A 20,574-nucleotide genomic window follows, 5' to 3' on the forward strand; every position below is an offset into this window, starting at 1 on the left:
TTAAACATCTGATATTAATTTATTTATAATAATATAAAAAGTTAAACAACCTCATTTTTCATTATTTCTCTTAAAACTGCAGTAGCGTAAGAACCTTTATTTATTGAAAATTCGCATAAAACACCATCATCAGTTGCTTTAGCGGATGCATCCCATACCTGGAATCTCATGGATCTTCTAAGACCATGACTTCCCAAACGTGGCATCTTTGGAACTTCAAAATCGGCTTTTGTAATATTATAATTTTTTAAAATGTTTTCTTCCATCTCACCAACTTCCCCTCCGGCAAATGGAACTTTGGTACCGAAGAGCGGACAGGTTGGACTTGCCTCAAAATTATCAATCATTTCTTGGATTTCTTCGGGAGTCTTATCACGAACAATATGCTCTTCAGCGTCAATGACAATATCTCCTTCAACATATCTGTTGATTCCCATCTCCACCCGTTTACTTACGGCTTCATTGAATAGATAAGATTGATAAGCGTGGACAAACATTCTTTGAAGAGGTTTTGGAAGTGCATGCAATGCATTCATATAAGACTTATCGGTCAATTCACCTTTTTTAGAATCTCTTATTAATTCCTTAACCATCATTTTCTCATAGCGCATGCTTTTACCCATCAAATTAAGGGATTCTTCGAGGTTTCCATCATCATATGCCTGCCTTGCCATCCGATTGTCTTCACCTTCATCGCTTTGAGGATTTCCGATATAAGTATTGACAGCTTTTTCAAGGTCATTTTCAACCAGAGCCTCACCCACCAGATGGGTTATTGTTCTAGGCTTGCCAAACCTCTGCCAGCCAAAGTAATTAGGAACTCCCTTGACTTCAAGTTCAGCCAGAACCTCATTAGCGATATCGGCACTTTCCCGAATATCATCCAAATCCTTAATGAGAATTCTGAACTTGTTTCCTTTTAGCTGTCCCATTCTAAGTTTTTTCCGGCCTCTGACAACTTTTAAAAAATCAGTTTTATATATATCCAAGTTTTCAACTTGCTTGAATTGTTCTTCTGAATCCATATTAGCTATGCAAATCCATTGACGGGTTATAGCCTTTTTATCCTTCATTCCTGCAAAACCCATTCTTTTTCGGGATATGTGCAAATCACGGGCAATGTCTAAGACAACATCCAATGTAGTCCTTCCCAATTTTTCAATCCACACATAAACGTTAGGCCCTTCACCTTCAGGAATGATTTCTGGAATCTCTTCAACATAAAAGTCTTCATATCGGTTTCTGATTGTTCCACCAATACCTTTTTGAGCTGTAACATAAGTAGTAGCATTTAACATAATAATCACGGAAAATTACAATGCCCTGACCGGGATTTGAACCCGGGGAATGGGATCCGCAGTCCCATGTGTTATCCAAACTACACCATCAGGGCTAAACAAAATAAGATAACAATTAATTTTATATTTTTCATACTATTTAATAATTACCATGTTGAAAGGCTATATGAATAATTGCCATAATTCCTTGTTGCAACTGAAACTGCAATCGCTTTGGAATAATCACCGGATGATGCCAATACCTTTCCTTTTAAAATGTTATTTTCACTGAATCTGTAATTTTTAATGTTCAATGAATCCAGTTTATCCCTGCAGAGATTTGAAACCTCACGAATGGACTCTTTTGAATTTTCATTGCGCTTTAAAATTTCAGAAATTTCACCAAGAAAAGTCCGGTCTGTAAAATTCACCTTACCGCTCAGCATCTCCATTGCATCCTGAGCAATTCTGATGTCCTTTGATTCGTATGAATAATCAGGATTTGGAACAGAGATGGCTGCATTCACAATCAAAAATGCGATTAAAAGCAATGTTACTGCAAGAATTGCATCGATAATGTAAAAATATCCTTTTTCATCTAACATGAATGAAAATAGGATTTTAAAGTATTAAAAAAATAGTAAAGTGTGCAAAAATTAATTTGCACGAATATGATTTATCACTTTATCCTTTTTAGCTATCGCCGCGTCTGAAGCCCTTTGAACCTTTTCTTTCATTTCTTCAAAGTCTTCAGGGGTTGTATCTCCAACCAACTTTTTAATTTTGGTATATGCGGCTTCCCTAAACAATGGAACTAATTTTTCCTCAGTTGAATCTTCCTTAATCAATATCGGTTCTCCTGAGTTGTTTACCACACCAATCTCTGAAATGTCAACATCATATTTTGCAACCGCTTTTTTAATGTCTCCAACTATTTCAGGAGGTGCAATTAACATTAATGAGTCTGTTGAAACACCTAATGGGTCGATATTCAATGTTTCAAGCATGTTCAATACATTTGGAGCCACCATTTTCCTGATTTCTTTTTCATAGAACTCCAAACCAACTCCTGTTGTATTTGATATTTCATGAGCATCTCCTCTAAGACCTCCGTTTGTTACATCAGTCATTGCATGAATGTCCTTTACGAGGTCAGCTTCAAACAATGCATGTGATGCCTGAACAAAGTTTACGTTCATTGTATCCCATACAACATCAAAAAAACCGTTGTATAATGCGGTTGTTGTGATTGTTCCTCCACCGGAACCTTCTGTTAAAAGGATTATATCTCCTTCAGTTGCGCCTTTACGGGCAGTTGGAGGATGCGGTGACACACCTACACTTCCAACAGCGGATACAAACCTGTCTCCTAAAACCATGTCTCCACCGACACGCAATGTACTTCCCGCAACAATCGGAACATCTACAAGTTCTGAGACGGCAGCCACACCTGCTGTAAAGTCAAATATTTTTGCAACATCACCATCGTCTGCAAGGTGAACATCGCTTAAAATAGCAACGGGATCAGCGCCCATTACACAAACATCCCTTAGAGTCGCTCTTGTTACATGGAATCCTCCTAAAAATGGATATTCACTTAAACGTGAGTGTATTCCATCCACAGCTGTTGTAATGTATACTTCATCATTTTTAACTGCAGCCTTTACAACACCACCGTCATCCTGTTCGGATGGATTCACCAAAGATGCAGTATTGGTGGATGATACAATCTCTGCGATTTTCCTGTGAACAAAGAAATCACCAGCTCCACGGGATCCAACTCCCATTTCGCCCATCAATACGCCAGCCTTATTTACATTAGCGATTTCCTTTAAAAATTCATCGTCACTTTCCTGCAATTTGAGAGTTGTTGAAACCTCATCAATTACAGCCTTTGCCATTTCAACAGAATTTTCTTCTGAAATTTTCTTATATTCTCTGATTCTTACAGCTAAAATTTCTGCAAGGTCTTCATAATCATAATCATCAATTCTAGCTCTTACAAATCCCTCAATATCCATGGTTATATCTCCAATTTAGTGAAATTCTTTAAAATTTTAAGTCCTGCTATACCGCTTTTTTCTGGATGAAATTGTGTGGCGAACAAATTGTTTTGAGATAATGATGCAACAACATCACCTCCGTAATCACATATTCCTGCAACAATTTCTTCATTATCAGGGACAACATGATAAGAATGAACAAAATAAAAGTATTCACCATCAACCCCCTTTAGAATAGGTGAACTGTTAACTACTTTAAGTTTATTCCAACCCATATGTGGAATTTTGACACCTTTAGGCAATATTTCGACATGTCCCTTAAAGAGATTCAAGCCTTCAACTCCAGGGGATTCATCACTTGAACCCATCAGGACCTGCTGGCCTAGACAAATTCCCAAAAATGGCTTATCATCATTAACATGCTCATAAATTACATCTTTAAAAGGTTCCAGATTTTCCATTGCACTGCCAAATGCTCCAACACCCGGCAGAACTAAAAAATCACTGTCTGCAAGCACCTCTTTATCATCGCTTATTGTGTAGTCAACACCGATTTTTTTAAATCCGTTTGAAATGCTTTTTAAGTTACCGCTTTTATAATCAATAATTGTTATCATTCATCTAACCATCCAATAGCTGATCTAATCATTCCGCCAAAGTCTGAAAATACTATTTCATCAGTACCTAATGTTTTTGAGTGCGCATCAAGTTCCGCCACAACATGAGTATAGCCCAATTCCCTAAGAGGTTCCACCAGACGAGGACCATCAGTTACAGCAACTGATTCAGCGTCAAAGTCTTCAATTGGGAATGCATGTGGAACACCGAATACAACAATCAAATCCAAATCCTTATCCTTTAAGAATTCTGCTGCTTTATCACCAGTAATAGGATACTCATCAAGGCCTCCAGTAATAAAATCAGGTTCCATATCAAGTTGATTTCTAATATTCACTGCATGCTGCCTTATTCTAGGAAGCCCTATGTTTTCATCCAAATTAGCTACAAAAAGAGGTTTATTCTCCGGATTAATATCCGTATAGTCGAAATTGATGATATCTGAAAACAGATATGATGTTTCTTTTTTAACATTCAGGACAAAAGCAACTTTTTTATTATCTTTCAGAGCTTTGACAACAATTTTTGCAATACTTTCCTTTGAATCACCAAAATTAGGCTTGATGTACTTTCCCTGTGCCATTCCACGGGTTTTTTCAACTTCTGTTGCTTTTTCAAGCATTTCAATTTGCCTATCAGCTTCCTCTTTTGGGATTACACCACATTCAACTGCAGCATCCAAAACCATTATTGCTCCAACAGTATTGTCTCCTTCACCTGATCCTCCATGGGATTCCACCGGAATAACAGTGCAGGGCAAGTCTGCTGTTGCAATCGCTTCTTTTAAATCTTCACCGATAATCATACTGGCACATGTACCTGCAATGCCCATCAGTTTTGGTTTGAATAAATCATAAGCTTCAGTTAAAGTTTCAACTAATTTTTCACCGGCACCTAAAATAAAATCATTTTCAGACATTCCTGTAGTTACAACGCGTACCCCATCGCTTTCTAAAAGCCTAGCTGTCCTAAAACAACAGCCTGTAGGTCCATGCATAACAATGACGTCAACATTCATATCCCTTAGTGTATAAAGAGTGGCGGCAATTGGACTTGGTCTTGGATGTATAATTTTTATCACCTAATTCATTTTAACAAATAAATATTTTAAATTCTTAATTAATATAATTAATTAACTGAATTGGGAGATTGCATTATGAAACTTGATGAAAAAATTTTAGAGGAAAAAATTAGAGAATACAGAACTTTTAAAAGTTGTTCTGAATCTACATTAATGGGGCTTTGTGAAACTGCCGGTGCAGATATTACCCCTGCTGAAATGACAAAATTGGCCTGCGGATTTGCAGGCGGAATGGGTGGCACATTTGATGAGGGAACCTGCGGAGCAGTAACAGGAGCATTGATGGCTAATGGTATTGTTTTAGACGATCCTGCAAAAATCAAATCTAATGCAAAAGAAATATTCAACGCTTTTAAAGAGGAATATGGGACTGTCCGTTGTGATATAATTAGTAAAAATGGAGAAGATAAATCACCATGCGTTGACTGCTGCGTGTTTATTGCAAAAAAAGTAGCCGAATTATGGGATGAATAATGCCGTTCAAATAATGGCACATTCCAATAAAAATTTAGTAAAAAAAATAACTTAAATTAAAAAGGGAGGAAAGCAGGATTTAAAATCCTGCTTTTAAATGGTTAATAATAAGGTTTAATCTTTTTTTCTTAAAACAGTGTAACCGCCTAAAACTGCTGATACTCCGAGTAATAATAAGATTGGATTACCAGTTGCTAACATATTGTGAGGAACAGTTGAATTTGTTGAATTTGTTGAATTAGCAACAACAGGAGCAGTTGTGTTTGCAGTTACATCGGTAGCATTAGTTGCATTAGTTACATTGGTTGTATTTATTGCATTAGTTGCATCAATTGCAGTGGTTGCATTTTCCAATGTTGCATTGTATTGGCTACCAGCCCAGCCTCCGTCAAAATCATTACTTTGACCTAAAGCTTGAGCGTCAAAATTATCACCCACATCTGCAGCGCAAACAGCTGCTGCAGAACCAATTATACAAAATATTATAAGTAATGCTAAATATGTTTTCATAATATCCATAATATCACCTTAATCCTATTGATTTAAAAAAAGCCGGTTGAAGAAAATAACCAATTTGACACAAGTAATTATATGAAAAAGACTATATATAAAGTTTTTCGAATGCAAGTGCACACTTACATCTTTAAATAATAAAATAGTAAATTTAAATTAATATTTTAAAAAAATAAGTAATTTAAAGATTAATTAAAATAAATAAGGCAATATTTAAGTTAATTTTTTAGTTTAATGTTGAGAGTGAAACATATATTTGAAGAAATATTCAAAACAGGAAAAAAAATCCGTTTTAAAATGAGAACACGAGAATAATCCCCCTAATTATTATGTCCTACATCACCATTATAGGATTATGAATATCCCATTGTGATTATATGACAATCTACCCTGGGACAAATTAGTTTCATTGAAAATTACGAGTTTCGAACTCGATTTTTTAGTTATGGGAAAGCTGAAACTTCAATCAACAGATTCTTCAGGATTTATTCCTTTAAACAGGATATCTAAAAATTCATCGGCATAGAAATCTTCTTGATGAGTAGGAGCCCTATTATATATTTTTGACAGGATTACAGACTGGAACAAGATACTGAATACCAATAGGGATAATGATCTAGGATTAACTTCCCTAATTTTTCCTTTTTCCAATTGTAATGTGAAAAATTCCTCCAATTTAACGACAATTGTACCGATAATCTGTGACATTAAAAGTTGCCTATCAGGAACTTCCCTAACTTCTTCCATTGCTACTTTCATTATACTAAAGTCATCTTCTGATAAAACTAAAATCCCGTAAAAATTGATTTTAAGATATTCATCAATTTCTTCATCACCATTGAAATCAAAAATTTCTTCTAATTTATCAGTTAATTCCTTAAGATAATACTCTTTAGTAGCTTCCACGAGAGCATTTTTATTTCCAAACTTTCTAAAAATAGTTACTTCATTAACTCCTGCTTCAACAGCAATCTTTTTTGTTGTTGTTTTTTGAACCCCTTCCTCTTGAAGAAGTTTAAATGTAGCAGCTATAATTTTTTCCCAGTGACGTCCTCTTCAACATTCAGGATATTATATTTATTTTCATATATTAAATATTTTTAAACAAATCCCTAAATTAAATATCAAATAATTACTTTATTAAAAAATAACTGCCCAATAAAATAAATAACAATATAAAATTTAATAGTGTGAATACAAAAAGATACCTGATTTTAAATTCATCATATTCCCTGACAAGAATTTTATATGAAATTAAATTCGCCATTGAAGCAATGAGCGTTCCCAAACCACCAATATTAATTCCAACTATGATGGCCTCATAATTAGTGCTGAAACCACTAAGCAACATTGCCGCAGGAACATTGGAAATTACTTGGGATGCAACAATGCCCCAAAATACTTCATTGCCAATAATCCACTTCTTAAATATTGATGTGAAAAATGGAATATTTTCCAAATTGCCAATCAAAATAAATAATGCAATGAAAGTTAAAAGCAAGTAATAATCGACACCACGAAAAACCCTTTTTAGGAAATTCTTTCTATCGATTTCTATTTTATTTATTTCAGGCAAAGAAATCCTATCCCTTGAAACAAACAATGATAAAGCAACTAAAAATATCACAGATACAATAATATACGGCAAAAGCAATAGGAAAAATGACTCAAATGAGATTTTAGATACTGTATACATAACAATATTGTGTGGTGCCCCGATAGGAAGAACCATGCATCCCACATTAGCGGCAATTGTCTGCAAAGAAACTGTGAATATTATTAAATCAATCCTGCCAACCTTTTTTAAAGCCAACATGGCAAAAGGTACGAATATAATTAAAGAAACATCATTAGTGATGAATATTGAACTAAAAAATACAATTGAAACCAAAAGCAGGACCAGCTGGCGGGCATTTCCAATCCGAATTAACAATTTGCGAACCAGCACCTCAAAAATAGAAAGATTTTTTAAAACTTCAACAATTAGCATTATAACAAAAAGCAATATGATTGTATCCCAATTAATATAAACCAAATAATCGATATTCGGCTGAACAAAAAAACAAGAGATAATGGCTAAAATCACAGATATTGAAAATACAATTTCCTTTTTAAAAAAATCAAATGCACTATCCATTAATTTAACCATAGTATTTGTTTATTTAATGTAATATAATAAACTATTTACGCCGAGTGCAGAAAACCTCGAATCTGAATTTAAAATCTCCAAAGTAATCAATCGGCATCTTCATCTAAAGTTTCCAAAAGAAAGCTTACCGGTCTGAAACCATCATTGCAGGATATCATTGCAGATTTTTTATTCTTCATCCAACCATCATAAAAGTCCTCGGCACCATTGGCCAGAGCCATTACAAAGGGTGAAAGACTTTCCCATGCACTGTCACAGAAATTATCAGGTTTTTCCCATCCATTAGCTATGAAAACATCACCCAATTCAACATCACATTCATGCTCTAGAGGGTTTTCATATTTTTCAATCAAATCATCATGCCTAACTTTTCGCATGACGGTAATTTTTACTTTTTTCATAATAACACTCTCAAATCGCTTTTTTCATACTTGTTATGGCCTTTAAGGCCTTTTTTATAGTTCCAACATTTAATTGCATCTTCCAGAGACCTGCCTTCATTATCTTCGAAAAAATCACGTATGTACTGGTTGTATTGAAATTGTTTACCTATCTTTGTTTTTCCATTTGAATTTTGAATTTCATAATAAGCGTCGATAGCTTCACGATAAGTCTTATCAGGATTAGCTTTCAACCATTTCTGAAATTTGACTTTGAATTTAAATCCTTTTCCAATTTCATTCTCGAAAAATTGCCTTTTGTCTTCACCGCATTTGAAGTTTTCACCTAATCTAGAATCCAAAGTAATTTCCAAGTTTGATTGATTTGAATATTGTTTGGTGATAGGCTCTTCTAACTTTTCGCCAGTGGCCAAATAATGAATTATCCGATTTTCCAAATCCTGTTTGGAACCGCTTACCTTTAAACCTTCCAGCCTGCAAAAATCTTTCAAATCCTCTTTTAAAAAATAGTATTCCTTAAATTCATCTGCTTTTAAGTCTCTAGTTAATTGAACCATGAAAATCTTTAAAAATAAAAATAGAAGAGGAATTATCCTCTTGTTACAATACTGATAATGTCACCGTCTTTCAACTCATAATCACTGGCTACACGCATATGTGATCTTGCATCAACGGCATGCATGAACTTATCACCTATGTCAGTGTGTACAATATAAGCCAATTGCTTTGGGGTTGAACCTTTTGGAACCAAAAATCCGTCAGGCAAGACATTACCCTTTTGGTCAGTGTATTTATGTTCATCCTGAACGGGGTACACAACTATTCTGTCGAGCAAATCAAATATACCATAATTAAGGGCATCCTGAACACCGGTACTGCCATATTTGTCCAAAATATTGGTTTGGATATATTCAAGCGCTTTAATTTGGTTTGCATTTAATTCATCAGCCTTCAATATTTCAAAGTGATCCTCGCCTGAAACATATGAAATGAGACCTGCTTCTGATGCTCTTACAAGCGCGATTTCAGATTCGGCTGAAGTTGGAATTACGTTAGGATATTTTTCCTTAATCCTTTTGATGTTTTCCTCTGATGTTGGGAGGTCTGCCTTATTCGCAATAATCATCATCGGCTTGGCAATGTGGAGAATATTCCTTGTGAGTTCAATCAAGTCCTCTTCTTCCCACTTATTGTAATCAGGTTCAATGCCTCTTTTAGCTTCGATAATATCTTCGATAGCTATTCCTGTTCCTGACAACTGATCAAATAATACTTTTGAGATATCCAAATGTTCAGCTCCAACTTTTCTGACCAGCCTTACCCAATTCTTTGATAAGATTCCATACATCCACATTACAATTTCATTTTCTAAAAATTCCAGGTCATCCAATGGGTCGTGGCTTCCAGGGTCGACTGGGTTTCCTTCAAGATCTGTTGAACCTGAAGCATCAATGACGTTTATAAATACTTTTGCCTGCATTAAATCATCTAAAAACTTATTACCCAATCCTTTTCCTTCATGTGCTCCCGGAACAAGTCCGGCGACATCTATTAATTCTATTGGAAGCAATCTTTTTCCATCTATACAAATTGAATTGTGAGGATTACAGGTAACTCCTAATTCTTTACATGGACAATCCTTAATTACATGAGCAACAGCCTTATTTGCATCAATAGTTGTAAATGGATAATTGGCCATTTCTACAGTTGACGCTGTTGCTGAATTGAAAAAAGAGGATTTTCCGACATTTGGTTTTCCACAAACTGCAATTTGAAGCATAATAATCACTTAATATCTAATAACATCTAAATGTATGTTTTTAAAATTATAAATAGTTTCAGAATTAATTATTATTTAATGAAAGAAAATGATATAGAACGTCCCCAAGGGATGAAAATTAGACAAGGCATTCAAGATGCAATGACAAATTCACTTCCTAACAAGAAGTTTTCAACCGATGGAATTGATTTAGTCGAAGTGGACATTGAAATCAACAATTTGGGTCAGAACTTTCGCAACTTTAAGATATTGAATCTGACTGATATTCACATAGGCCAATGGATCAATCCGGAGTATCTGGATGACCTGGTAGATTATGTCAACACCCTCAACATTGACCTGATTACTCTTACAGGAGATTATTTTTCATATGTTATTGATGGATATGAAGAATGCTTAACGAATTCTCTTAAAAAGTTAAATGCAAGATACGGAAAATTCGGAGTTTTGGGAAATCATGACCATTGGATGGACGCCGATAAAATCCGGGACATCTTCAAAAAAGCAGACATTATCGATTTAAGCAATGATGTTTGCACTATTGAAAAGGATGGGGATTTTTTAAACATCTGCGGCGTCGACAGCTGTACCGTTTGCGCTGACGACTTGGACAAAGTGATTGCTAAAATGCCTAAAAACATACCGAGCATCCTTCTTGTACACGAACCCGATTTTGCAGAGGAATCAAGTCAGACAAATCTGTTTGACCTTCAAATTTCCGGACATTCACATGGAGGCCAGTTAATTATTCCAAAATTTGAAACTACACCCTTTAGAGGTCCTAATTCATCAAAATACCCTGTTGGATTATATAAAGTTAGAAATATGATGCAATACACAAGCAAGGGTCTTGGTACAAACTCCTTCAGGATAAGAATTAACTGCAAACCTGAAATTACAATAATAACATTGAAAACAAATCAGAAAAGAAGAATAAAGATAGAATGATCAAGAATAGATTAATTTCATCCCTGCGAACTATAATAACAACATTACTGCTGTCACTGTCAAACATAATTGCAATATATGTGGTAGACTACATTAGCGCCGATTTCACAATAGGTCCTTGGTACAATGCCATCATTATCCTTATAGCGCTTGCAATTGCAAATGCACTGTTATGGCCAATTTTTAGAAGATTTTTTATGAAAATCATCATATTCACTTTTGGGATTGGATCAATCTTCCTAAACTCGCTAATCTTTTATATTGCATCATTATTCGTGCCTGGAGTTTCAGCCGGAATTTATGGGGTTTTACAAGTTCCGATTGTGATGGCAATCTTTTCTACATTTACCAGCAATATCATCAACACAAGTTACTATGACAGATACATGAAAAATATCCTCAATTATGCTCTAAAGCGAAAAACACCCTATAAAAAGAGATATCCTGGAGTAATAATGCTTGAGATAGATGGCCTTTCAACCAATACTTTAAAAATGGCTCTTGACAAAGGGATGATGCCCAACATTAAAAAATACCTGGATGAAAAGACACACACCCTGAAGGGCTGGGAAACTGACCTGTCATCACAAACAGGAGCAAGCCAGGCAGGAATATTGCATGGAACTAATGAAAACATTATTTCATACAGATGGGTCGAAAAGGAAAATAACAATAGACTAATCGTTTCAGGAAAATTGAGCGATGCTCCGGAAATTGAAGAGAAAATCAGTGATGGGCAGGGGTTACTTGTAGATGGAATCAGTATTGCAAACATGTTTTCTGGAGACAGTAAAATTCCAACCTTAACATCCTCGAAACTGGAGGGTTTGGCCAATATCTACAATAAACCATTGGATGCTGTCTTTTTAGATGCATATAATTTCCAAAGGCTATTCGTTCTGTTTTTATGGGACATAATTCTTGAATTAAAGTCACAGGCGGTTCATTATATAAAAAATATACAGCCACGCCTTAGAAGAACCATCGTCTATGCTGCAGTCAGGGCTGGAGCTAATGTAGTCCTAAGGGAAGTTACAACCGATGTATTGACAAGTGAAATATTGACAGGCAATATCGACACTGCATATGCCACATATATGGGATATGACGAAATAGCTCACCATTCAGGAGTCCAGGATGATGATGTTTGGAAAACCTTGAAGATGATTGATGCTCAATTTGCAAAAATCACCTCTGCAATAAAGATGAGCGACAGAGAATACAAATTAGTAATCCTATCAGACCACGGCCAGTCAAATGGTGCCACATTCAAACAGAGATACGGAATAACATTAGGGAACTATGTTAGAAGATTCCTCCCCGATGATTTGAAAATGTTTAAGACAGAATACAACATTGACCACTTTAGAGACGCAATCATTCCTGAAAATAAACAAATCAGAAACATAAAAGAAAAAATGGGTTATATTCGCGGAGACCTTTTCGAAGATAGGGAGTTCTTACAGAACATCAGGGAAGGACTGGAAAACAGGAAGCCTGCAATAATTTTTGAAAATAATCAATTCCTTAATTTACGTGAAAGATATTCAAATAACCTGGAATACATTACAGACTATGAAAGCAGGGAACATAGTACCAAAAAAGCTCGAGATTCCGAACTGATTGTTTTGGGATCCGGAAATTTAGGGTTGATTTACCTAACCGAATGGAAACAACGCCTAAACTATGAAGAAATAGTGATGTTATTCCCCGATTTGATTCCAGGACTTGTAAAACATCCCGGAATTGGATTCGTTTTAGTGGATTCCATATCCAATGGAGGAATGGTCATCAGCGAAAATGGAATATATTATCTTGATGATGATAGGATTATCGGTGAAAATCCGTTGAAGGATTTCGGAAAACATGCTGCAGAACACCTGAAACGAGAAAATTCATTTGAGAACATGCCGGACATAATGGTAAACAGCTTTTATGACAAAAAGCTCAATGAGGTTTGTGCTTTTGAAGAGCTTATCGGGTCTCACGGAGGTCTTGGAGGAGACCAGACAAAACCATTCATTTTATACCCTTCAGAGTGGGAAGACCCTGGAGAGCTAATCGGCGCTTCATCAATTTACAAGTTTCTGAAAAAAGAGATAAACGATTTAAAATCTTGAAAGCCAATAATCGAATATTTCAGAAATTTCTTCATTGAAGCTTATTGTCTTATCCTTATTCTGTGGAATTGCATTTGGATGACTCCTATTCAATCTGATTAATGTTGTATTCTGATTTTCATAGGTCATCTGTTCAAATGGATACCTTATGATTACGGGAGTATTAAATCCAACACCCAACTCCAAAAAGACTATCTTTTTATTTTCATCAATGCCTGATAGGAAATTCTGATAATTATGATACATCTCATGCCATTTTTCATCTTCGACAAAGAAATTATCCTTTCTTACATTGATTTCCATATTTCCGCCGCAAACAGGGCATACCGGAACCAGTTCAGAGGGAATTTTACAGTCCTCTATCTTTTCCAAAGCATCAAAAACCAGATCCTCATTTGAGTAAAGCTTGTTGTGGCAGGCTTTTTCACATTGAATTAAACCGTAATCTCCCTGAGTAGCAAAAATCCTTTCATCCTCAAATCCGTTTATCCAAAATTGATGTTCAACATTTGTCGTCAGGACAAAGTAATCCTTATCTTTTACAAGTTCCAATAACTGCTCATATAATCTTGTTTTTCCAACTGAATATCTATTTACATAAACATGGCGAATCCAGTGCGCCCATTTTTCCTCTTGTGTTTCGTAAGGATAAAATGTTGCAGAGTACATATCCTGAACGCCATACTTTTCAATGAAATCCTGAAAATTTTCTTCAAAGCGTTTCCCTGAATATTCTATCCCTGCGGCCGCTGAAAATCCCGCACCTGCACCTATTAAAATATAATCGGCATCATCAATAGCCTTTTTTGCCTTATCTAATCTTTGAACAAAACGTTCCATCCTAATCACCGAACAATTCCTTTTTATATAATGAATAGCTGGAGTCACTGAACACGTCAAAAATCACATGCTTCAATGTGCTTTCATTTGAATTCAAATAATCATCAACCGTTTTGATTGCTATCCTGCAGGCCATATCCTGCGGAAAGTTAAAAACTCCTGTTGAAATATTGCAGAATGCAATTGATTCTAAATCATTTTGATCAGCTATTTCCAAACAGGACCTGTAACAGCTAGCTAATGCTTTGCAGTCCTCATCACTCGGTTTTGAACCATAAGCGATTGCAGGACCTACAGTGTGTATGACATGTTTGGAAGGAAGATTATAAGCTGCTGTTATCTTGGCTTTTCCAACCTCCTCATCGATTCCCTGAACTTTCATGAGGGCATTGCACTCTTCCCTCAATTGGATTCCTGCAGCGGAATGAATCGCGTTATCAATGCAATTGTGCTGAGGGATGAAGCATCCGAGCAATTTGGAATTGGCGGCATTGACAATTCCGTCGACTTTCAAAGTTGTAATGTCGCCTTGCCAAAGCATGATTTTTCCTTTAAATTCCTTAATATCTTCAACTGATGTCAACTCCTTATTCAATGTTTCTGAAGTTAAAAATTCATCCTGAACTTTTAAAAATTCATCGGATATGTTTTGAGGCAACCTGACATTCATCAATGAACGAAGCAATCCTCTCTTTTCCCCATAACTGTTTGGAATTTCAATTAACTCGCCTCTTTCTTCAATTAAGTAATTTATTAAAAAATCCAACTGTTCTTCGCTATTTATTTTAATCCCTCCTTAAAAGTGTTAATTATTATTAGAATTTGAGTATTTAAATTATTTTTGTAACTTCAAGGAAACCCAGTAACTAAAAAGTAACTATTAAATAATGATTTAAAACAATTTAAAAATATGAACAACGAAAAAATAATCTGCCCCGTGGATAGAACTCTAAATCTGATTAATAAGAAATGGAGCATACAAATTATAAGGGACATGTTTTTCGGAAAGAAACGTTTTAAAGAATTTCAAGAGGACAAACCAAACCTAAGCAATAAAGTACTGTCAAATTGCCTGAAAGAATTGGAAGAAAATGGTTTAATTGAAAAAAAAGTTTTAAATACAAGTCCTGTCAGCACTGAGTATTATCTGACTGAATATGGAAAATCCATGAATAGAATTGTCTATGAACTAGCCATGTTTACATTACATGATGAAAATAGCTATTCTGACGAAGTTAGAAATGAATTGAAGAATACATTTAAAGAAACATTGAACATTGATGATTAAAATGACTGGAAAAATTTATATTATTGGAATTGGGCCTGGAGCAAGCGAATATCTAACTAAAAAAGCGATTGATACTGTTAAAATGAGCGATTATACTGTTGGAAGTACACGGGCAATCGAATTATTTGATGATGTGCAAAACAAAATCTCATTTAATGTGAAGGAACTGCTTGACAAATTGGAAGAGGGTGTGGAACTTGCTTGTGACGGCAATACCGTTTCAATATTATCAACAGGAGACCCCGGTTTTTCAGGTGTTTTAAATACCGTTTTAAGAATTTCTGCCGAAAAGGATTTTCCAAAAGAAAACATTGAAGTAATCCCTGGAATCAGTTCCCTTCAGCTTGCAGCGGCAAAATGCCACATCCAATGGGACAACGCCAATGTGATGACCTTCCATGGAAGAGAAAATATAGAAGACATCCTGCCGGTCATCAACAATGGAAAAACAACAATTGCCCTCCCATCAAGAAAAGTGAAAGATATGGCACAATTTTTAATCGACAATGGAGTTGAAGAGGACAGGAAGGTTGTAGTCTGTGAAAGATTAAGTTATCCTGATGAAAGAATTGTTGAGTCCAACTTGAAGGATATTGCTCAAAGTGAATTTACCTATATGTGCATTATGGTAATTTATTAGAACAATTTATCCGTAAAATTCATTTTAAAAATCATTTACTATTTATTTTTAAAATTAAAGTTTATATATCCATAATATCATACTTTAAACGTCAAATAAATTGAATTGACATTTAAGGTAGATACTATGAACAAAAAAATAAACACCATATGTTTCATTTTCCTATTACTATTTTTAGCTGGCGCAGTATCTGCAGCGAATAATGAAAATGAAACGACAACTGCAATTGAACAGCCTGAACCAAATCAGGATTTGTGTAAGATAAATGAAGAACAAGGAACGGACAAAGGCGAAGTGGAAAGTTTAGGGGCTGCAAGCACAACCGCTAAAAAGAAAGTCGTGATTGATGCTCCTGATTTAAACATGTACTATGAGGATGGAAGCAAATTCAAAGCATTGCTGAAAGACAATACCAATCAAGCGATAAGCAAAGCTAAAATAAAATTTACTGTAAACAATTGTACATACACTAAAGAAACCAACAGTAAAGGTATTGCCTACCTTAAAATAAATTTAGAGAGTGGAAATTACACCATTGAGACAAAATTTACCGGGAACGGCACTCACTACGGAAGGATTGTGAAAAGCACCATCATCGTGAAGAGCACCATAAAATGCGATGATTTTACAAAATACTACGGAAATACCGAAAAATACAGCTCCATTTTTTATGACAAAAAAGGAAACATTCTTAAGAATGCTTCCGTTGCATTTACACTGAAAAACAAAAACTACACTGTTAAGACAAACAGCAAGGGCATTGCAAAAATAGTTATAAACCAAAAACCCGGAGAATATCCCATTTCATCGATTAACTCACAAACCGGGGAAATACTTAAAAAAACGATTACGGTAAAATCACTGATTATAACCAAAGATTTGACAATGAATGAAACCTCCCCTGAAAAATTCAGCGTGAAAATCTTAAACAGTATGGGAAATCCTTCACCCAATGAGCAAGTAACAATAAACATCAATGGAAAAAGCTATGAAAGAACAACAAACAAAAACGGAATTGCATCCCTAAACCTTAATCTGAAGACCGGGACTTATCCGATAACAACCGAATATGACGGACTTAAGAATTCCAATAAGATTACTGTAAAGAAAGTTATAACTACACCATTCAAGCACACCATGCTGATTCCGAATTATGTCAATGTCACCGTCCCATATGTTTATGAAAACTATTACTATTCGTTGAAAACAGGATTTGACGGAATTATAAGAATGCCTAAAAATGAACTCTTTACAATCCAAATCGGAGAAAAAACCTATAAGTTTTCTACCGCAAAAATTACCGGCATAAATTCCACACTGCTTGGACTCAGAAGCTACCTCATACCATTGGATGGAAACACTATGGAGGACAATATGGACAAGAACAATCTAAAAAAAGACGGCATAATCATTTCAACAATGAAAGGTTACACCGTAATTGATTATCAGAGCAGAACTCAGGATAACACGGCATTATTCGGATTTTATGCAAGTAAAGGATTGGACCAGGGAGAGACATTCACATACCTTCAAAATGACAAAATAATGGCAAAAATCAACATCCAGACTGTGAATTATGATGAGGACGGCTTGAAATACAGCATCGCCAAATTTTATGGAAGGCCCACCTATGATTTTTACTACAGAAACTATTATGAAATTACCAGAGACAATCTTGAATCAATAAAATTTGCAAATACCCAACAGCCTGTCACATTCAGCTATTACAACAATTATATCACAGGACATCCCTCAAAAGAAAATATAATAACAAAATTCATGGTAAATGGAAAAGAGGAAGCTGAAAAAAATGAAACAATTAGCTATGGACTAAGCGACAAATACCGAAATGCTATGGGCTTTGAAGTTCTGCAATCCTATAGCATAATCAACGAGAAGATTACTAAAAAAGTTTTGGAAAACTGGATTTCGAAAAGTTCAAGATATTTGAATAGATTTGGAGTATTAAACGCCTACGGAATGCATTTAGCTTCACTTGAAACTACCTGGTTCAGCGATATTTTTGCCAATGAATATTCTAGTGACTTTAAAGTAAAATGGCAGAGAAACCATACTCTAACAATATTAGCAGGCATAAATCTTCAAGATACATATATAGACATCCTAAATGCGGATATGGGAATGGATGTTCAGGGGAAAAATAAAAATGTTGTTCTATTCCGACTGATCAATTCACTCCACCTGCCTGAATTGGAGGATTATGCCCTTAAAAGCATTTCAAATAGGTATTCAGATAAAAGCAGCAATTCATTCGTTAATATATTTTCATCTGTTTCAAATAATTACAGTATGTTCCAATTAGGGGATTTATTATATGTATTTTCAAATGATAAAAGTTCTGCAATCATATTAAATTGTACAAGTGGCGTTTCAAGCGTAATACTCAATAAAAACAGTTCCATCTATAAAGGATCAAGCGTCACCACCACAAATGACTGCTGCAGCATCTGCAATCTGGCAAATGATATGATAAATGAAATCAGGGAGATGATAAAATTTGTAGCTCCAGGAGCATATCTATTAACGGATGAATTAAATAACATGCACTCCTTCAGCACAATAGCCTACAAAGGACTGATATTTATACTAACCAAAGTATCTACTGGCGCAGAAGTTGCTTGCTTTGGATTATTGTCAACAATGACCCTAATACAGGACATTGGGACAAAGTATAGGGAAGGAATGATTGATGAGAAATATTGGCACGAAACAATGGATAAGGTAACATTTACACGTCCCGGCTATCTTCAATCTAAAAAAGTATACAACATTCCAAACAATAACGGAGGATACGACTATATTGAAGTCAAAATCAACAATGACCTGACTCTTGATAGGGATAATGCATTATACATCAGCGACGGAAAAACAAAAAAGTTAACTAAGCCGGAGACATACAAATATTTCTGTGAAGAATATCTTACACCATTTAGCATGCCTTCAAAATATTGGGATGAAAGCTGGAGAGGAATATAAATGAAAATAATAGATGCTTTTAGAAAACAGCACATAATTGTGCAAATTTTGGATATTGCATTCATAATAGTTTTAGTTTATGAATTGGCAACAATGCAAAGCCTTTCGATAAGCTGGATATTACTGTTTTTAATAGTAGCAATTCCACTTTGTCAAAGCTTTTTAAAAAAAGAAAATTAATTGAAGTTAAAACACATTGGTTTTAACTTATTTTTATTTTTTAGAGTTGAATAGCTTCTTGAACAACTTCATCATTGTCTTCATCATCATACAAGATGTGAGCTAATTTTAATAGCTTTTCCTGACCTTTAACTTCATCTTTAAATAATGGAATTTCAGCAATGTGTTGCTCAGGGAATTTTTGGTCGATTAAAGCTAAACGTTTTTGCTGTAATTTATGTCTTGAATGGCAGAAATCACAATCACAAATGTCCGGCATTACCTGATTTACAATAACACTATCTACAGTAATGTCATGTTTGGCTAATGCTTCTAATGCTCTTTCTGATTCATAAATTGACATTTCCTCCGGAATGACAACCATTTTAAAAGTTGTTCTGTCTGGATCGGATAAGATAGCTTTTGCCTTATCAAGTTCCTCTTTTGTTCTTTTCAAATCTTCAGAAGTTTGAGGGTCATCGACAGCATCCATAAATGGCATGATTTTCTTTAAAGCATTTGTTGCAGTACCCAGTTTTGCCTTAAGCATCATCATCTTACCTACCCATGAGTCCATTACTTCAGGGAAGGACAGCAATCTTAAGGTATGGCCTGTTGGTGCGGTATCAAATACAACAACATCATATTCATCTGAGTTCATTACACCCATGAACAATTCAAATGCTGCCGCTTCATCAGCACCTGGAGAAGATGATGCCATATCCAATTGATCAGATAGGAAATCCATACCGAATAAACCCCCATCCTCATCAGGATTTGCTGCTTTTTGGGCTTCCAATTGTGCTTGTTTTTGAGCCATTGCCACTTCCGGATCGATTTCAACAGCAAACAGATTGGTTTTTATTTCACGAGGGTAGCTTCCAATAGGAACTTCAAGTGAATCTGATAGTGAATGTGCAGGGTCTGTTGATACAATTAAAGTTTTTTTACCTTGTTCAGCTAACCAAAGTGCAGTAGCTGAAGATACAGATGTTTTTCCAACACCTCCTTTACCTCCTACGAAAATAAAGGTTGTATCATCTTTATTGAATTTGAAATAATCTTTAAATGCCAAGTAAATTACCTCCTTAATAAAGTTACTTTTAGTTACTAAATGTTATTTAATGTTTATAGTATATAAACTTAATTGTTAATAACAATCACACAATGTTTCATATATCAGCAAAAATTCTAAAAAAATTTTAAAAAAATAGCTTTATATTATAAAAAGTAAAATAACTTAACAACAATTTTAATTTAATTAACAAGACAATATTATGTGAAAA

At 34.9% G+C, this 20,574-nt stretch carries 21 protein-coding genes, 1 tRNA gene and 1 pseudogene; 7 read left to right on the forward strand and 16 right to left on the reverse strand.

Annotation, left to right across the window (positions count from 1 at the left end):
* Window positions 1–41 precede the first annotated feature (41 nt).
* The 6 genes from truD to cfbD form a co-directional block, all read right to left on the reverse strand.
* Window positions 42–1,298: a tRNA pseudouridine(13) synthase TruD gene (gene truD, locus E7Z77_RS05960; RefSeq protein ID WP_292751396.1), complete on the reverse strand. Its 1,257-nt coding sequence runs from the start codon at window positions 1,296–1,298 to the stop codon at window positions 42–44.
* 21 nt (window positions 1,299–1,319) lie between these two features.
* A tRNA-Arg gene (locus tag E7Z77_RS05965) sits at window positions 1,320–1,393 on the reverse strand.
* Between the two features lie 51 nt (window positions 1,394–1,444).
* Window positions 1,445–1,882, reverse strand: coding sequence for a hypothetical protein (locus E7Z77_RS05970; protein ID WP_292751398.1), 438 nt, complete (start codon window positions 1,880–1,882; stop codon window positions 1,445–1,447).
* Between the two features lie 51 nt (window positions 1,883–1,933).
* Window positions 1,934–3,298, reverse strand: a complete 1,365-nt coding sequence (locus tag E7Z77_RS05975; RefSeq protein ID WP_292751401.1) for an AIR synthase-related protein — start codon at window positions 3,296–3,298, stop codon at window positions 1,934–1,936.
* A 2-nt stretch (window positions 3,299–3,300) separates the two neighbouring features.
* The gene (gene hisH / locus E7Z77_RS05980; RefSeq protein ID WP_292751404.1) at window positions 3,301–3,897 is read right to left on the reverse strand and encodes an imidazole glycerol phosphate synthase subunit HisH; all 597 of its coding nucleotides are present in this window, start codon (window positions 3,895–3,897) and stop codon (window positions 3,301–3,303) included.
* Window positions 3,894–4,967 carry a Ni-sirohydrochlorin a,c-diamide reductive cyclase catalytic subunit gene (gene cfbD, locus E7Z77_RS05985; protein WP_292751536.1) on the reverse strand — a complete coding sequence of 358 codons (1,074 nt, stop codon included), beginning with the start codon at window positions 4,965–4,967 and terminating at the stop codon, window positions 3,894–3,896. The genes hisH and cfbD overlap by 4 nt, the downstream gene beginning before the upstream one ends.
* An 87-nt stretch (window positions 4,968–5,054) precedes the next feature.
* Between cfbD and E7Z77_RS05990 the strand changes: the two genes are divergently transcribed.
* Window positions 5,055–5,453, forward strand: coding sequence for a C-GCAxxG-C-C family protein (locus E7Z77_RS05990; protein WP_292751407.1), 399 nt, complete (start codon window positions 5,055–5,057; stop codon window positions 5,451–5,453).
* A gap of 114 nt (window positions 5,454–5,567) precedes the next feature.
* Here the strand turns inward: E7Z77_RS05990 and E7Z77_RS05995 are convergent, their stop codons facing one another.
* The 7 genes and pseudogenes from E7Z77_RS05995 to E7Z77_RS06020 all read right to left on the reverse strand — a co-directional run bounded on the left by E7Z77_RS05995 (window position 5,568) and on the right by E7Z77_RS06020 (window position 10,296).
* Complete coding sequence (locus E7Z77_RS05995) at window positions 5,568–5,972, reverse strand: hypothetical protein (protein WP_292751410.1); 405 nt, start codon at window positions 5,970–5,972, stop codon at window positions 5,568–5,570.
* A 456-nt stretch (window positions 5,973–6,428) separates the two neighbouring features.
* The gene (locus E7Z77_RS06000) at window positions 6,429–6,872 is read right to left on the reverse strand and encodes a hypothetical protein (RefSeq protein ID WP_292751412.1); all 444 of its coding nucleotides are present in this window, start codon (window positions 6,870–6,872) and stop codon (window positions 6,429–6,431) included.
* A 3-nt stretch (window positions 6,873–6,875) separates the two neighbouring features.
* Window positions 6,876–7,001, reverse strand: a pseudogene (locus tag E7Z77_RS09805) (helix-turn-helix domain-containing protein); the annotation flags it as partial.
* 97 nt (window positions 7,002–7,098) lie between these two features.
* Window positions 7,099–8,103, reverse strand: coding sequence for an SLC13 family permease (locus E7Z77_RS06005; protein WP_292751414.1), 1,005 nt, complete (start codon window positions 8,101–8,103; stop codon window positions 7,099–7,101).
* Window positions 8,104–8,201: 98 nt separating this feature from the next.
* Window positions 8,202–8,516 (reverse strand): TIGR04076 family protein, encoded by a 315-nt coding sequence (locus E7Z77_RS06010; RefSeq protein WP_292751417.1) that lies wholly within the window; start codon window positions 8,514–8,516, stop codon window positions 8,202–8,204.
* Complete coding sequence (locus E7Z77_RS06015; RefSeq protein ID WP_292751420.1) at window positions 8,513–9,073, reverse strand: DUF6434 domain-containing protein; 561 nt, start codon at window positions 9,071–9,073, stop codon at window positions 8,513–8,515. Before E7Z77_RS06015 ends, E7Z77_RS06010 begins: the two co-directional genes overlap by 4 nt.
* A gap of 32 nt (window positions 9,074–9,105) precedes the next feature.
* On the reverse strand, window positions 9,106–10,296 hold the full coding sequence (locus E7Z77_RS06020; protein ID WP_292751423.1) for a redox-regulated ATPase YchF: 1,191 nt from the start codon (window positions 10,294–10,296) through the stop codon (window positions 9,106–9,108).
* Window positions 10,297–10,374: 78 nt separating this feature from the next.
* Between E7Z77_RS06020 and E7Z77_RS06025 the strand changes: the two genes are divergently transcribed.
* Together E7Z77_RS06025 and E7Z77_RS06030 are read left to right on the forward strand one after the other, a co-directional pair.
* Window positions 10,375–11,244 carry a metallophosphoesterase gene (locus E7Z77_RS06025; RefSeq protein ID WP_292751426.1) on the forward strand — a complete coding sequence of 290 codons (870 nt, stop codon included), beginning with the start codon at window positions 10,375–10,377 and terminating at the stop codon, window positions 11,242–11,244.
* The gene (locus E7Z77_RS06030) at window positions 11,241–13,364 is read left to right on the forward strand and encodes a phage holin family protein (RefSeq protein WP_292751427.1); all 2,124 of its coding nucleotides are present in this window, start codon (window positions 11,241–11,243) and stop codon (window positions 13,362–13,364) included. Before E7Z77_RS06025 ends, E7Z77_RS06030 begins: the two co-directional genes overlap by 4 nt.
* Here the strand turns inward: E7Z77_RS06030 and E7Z77_RS06035 are convergent.
* Window positions 13,353–14,204 carry a hypothetical protein gene (locus E7Z77_RS06035; RefSeq protein ID WP_292751430.1) on the reverse strand — a complete coding sequence of 284 codons (852 nt, stop codon included), beginning with the start codon at window positions 14,202–14,204 and terminating at the stop codon, window positions 13,353–13,355. The genes E7Z77_RS06030 and E7Z77_RS06035 overlap by 12 nt on opposite strands.
* Before the next feature lies 1 nt (window position 14,205).
* Window positions 14,206–14,994: a protein-ADP-ribose hydrolase gene (locus tag E7Z77_RS06040; protein ID WP_366510249.1), complete on the reverse strand. Its 789-nt coding sequence runs from the start codon at window positions 14,992–14,994 to the stop codon at window positions 14,206–14,208.
* A gap of 120 nt (window positions 14,995–15,114) precedes the next feature.
* Between E7Z77_RS06040 and E7Z77_RS06045 the strand changes: the two genes are divergently transcribed.
* From E7Z77_RS06045 to E7Z77_RS06060, 4 genes are all read left to right on the forward strand, one after another.
* Complete coding sequence (locus E7Z77_RS06045) at window positions 15,115–15,492, forward strand: helix-turn-helix domain-containing protein (protein ID WP_292751432.1); 378 nt, start codon at window positions 15,115–15,117, stop codon at window positions 15,490–15,492.
* Between the two features lies 1 nt (window position 15,493).
* Entirely contained in the window at window positions 15,494–16,132 is a 639-nt protein-coding gene (locus tag E7Z77_RS06050) for a cobalt-precorrin-7 (C(5))-methyltransferase (protein ID WP_292751436.1), read from the forward strand.
* A gap of 126 nt (window positions 16,133–16,258) precedes the next feature.
* Complete coding sequence (locus tag E7Z77_RS06055; protein WP_292751439.1) at window positions 16,259–19,129, forward strand: hypothetical protein; 2,871 nt, start codon at window positions 16,259–16,261, stop codon at window positions 19,127–19,129.
* The gene (locus E7Z77_RS06060; RefSeq protein ID WP_292751442.1) at window positions 19,130–19,309 is read left to right on the forward strand and encodes a hypothetical protein; all 180 of its coding nucleotides are present in this window, start codon (window positions 19,130–19,132) and stop codon (window positions 19,307–19,309) included.
* A 40-nt stretch (window positions 19,310–19,349) separates the two neighbouring features.
* Here the strand turns inward: E7Z77_RS06060 and E7Z77_RS06065 are convergent, their stop codons facing one another.
* Window positions 19,350–20,363, reverse strand: coding sequence for an ArsA family ATPase (locus E7Z77_RS06065; RefSeq protein WP_292751445.1), 1,014 nt, complete (start codon window positions 20,361–20,363; stop codon window positions 19,350–19,352).
* Window positions 20,364–20,574 lie beyond the last annotated feature (211 nt).

The organism is Methanobrevibacter sp., from assembly GCF_015062985.1.
Taxonomy (GTDB): Archaea; Methanobacteriota; Methanobacteria; order Methanobacteriales; family Methanobacteriaceae; genus Methanocatella.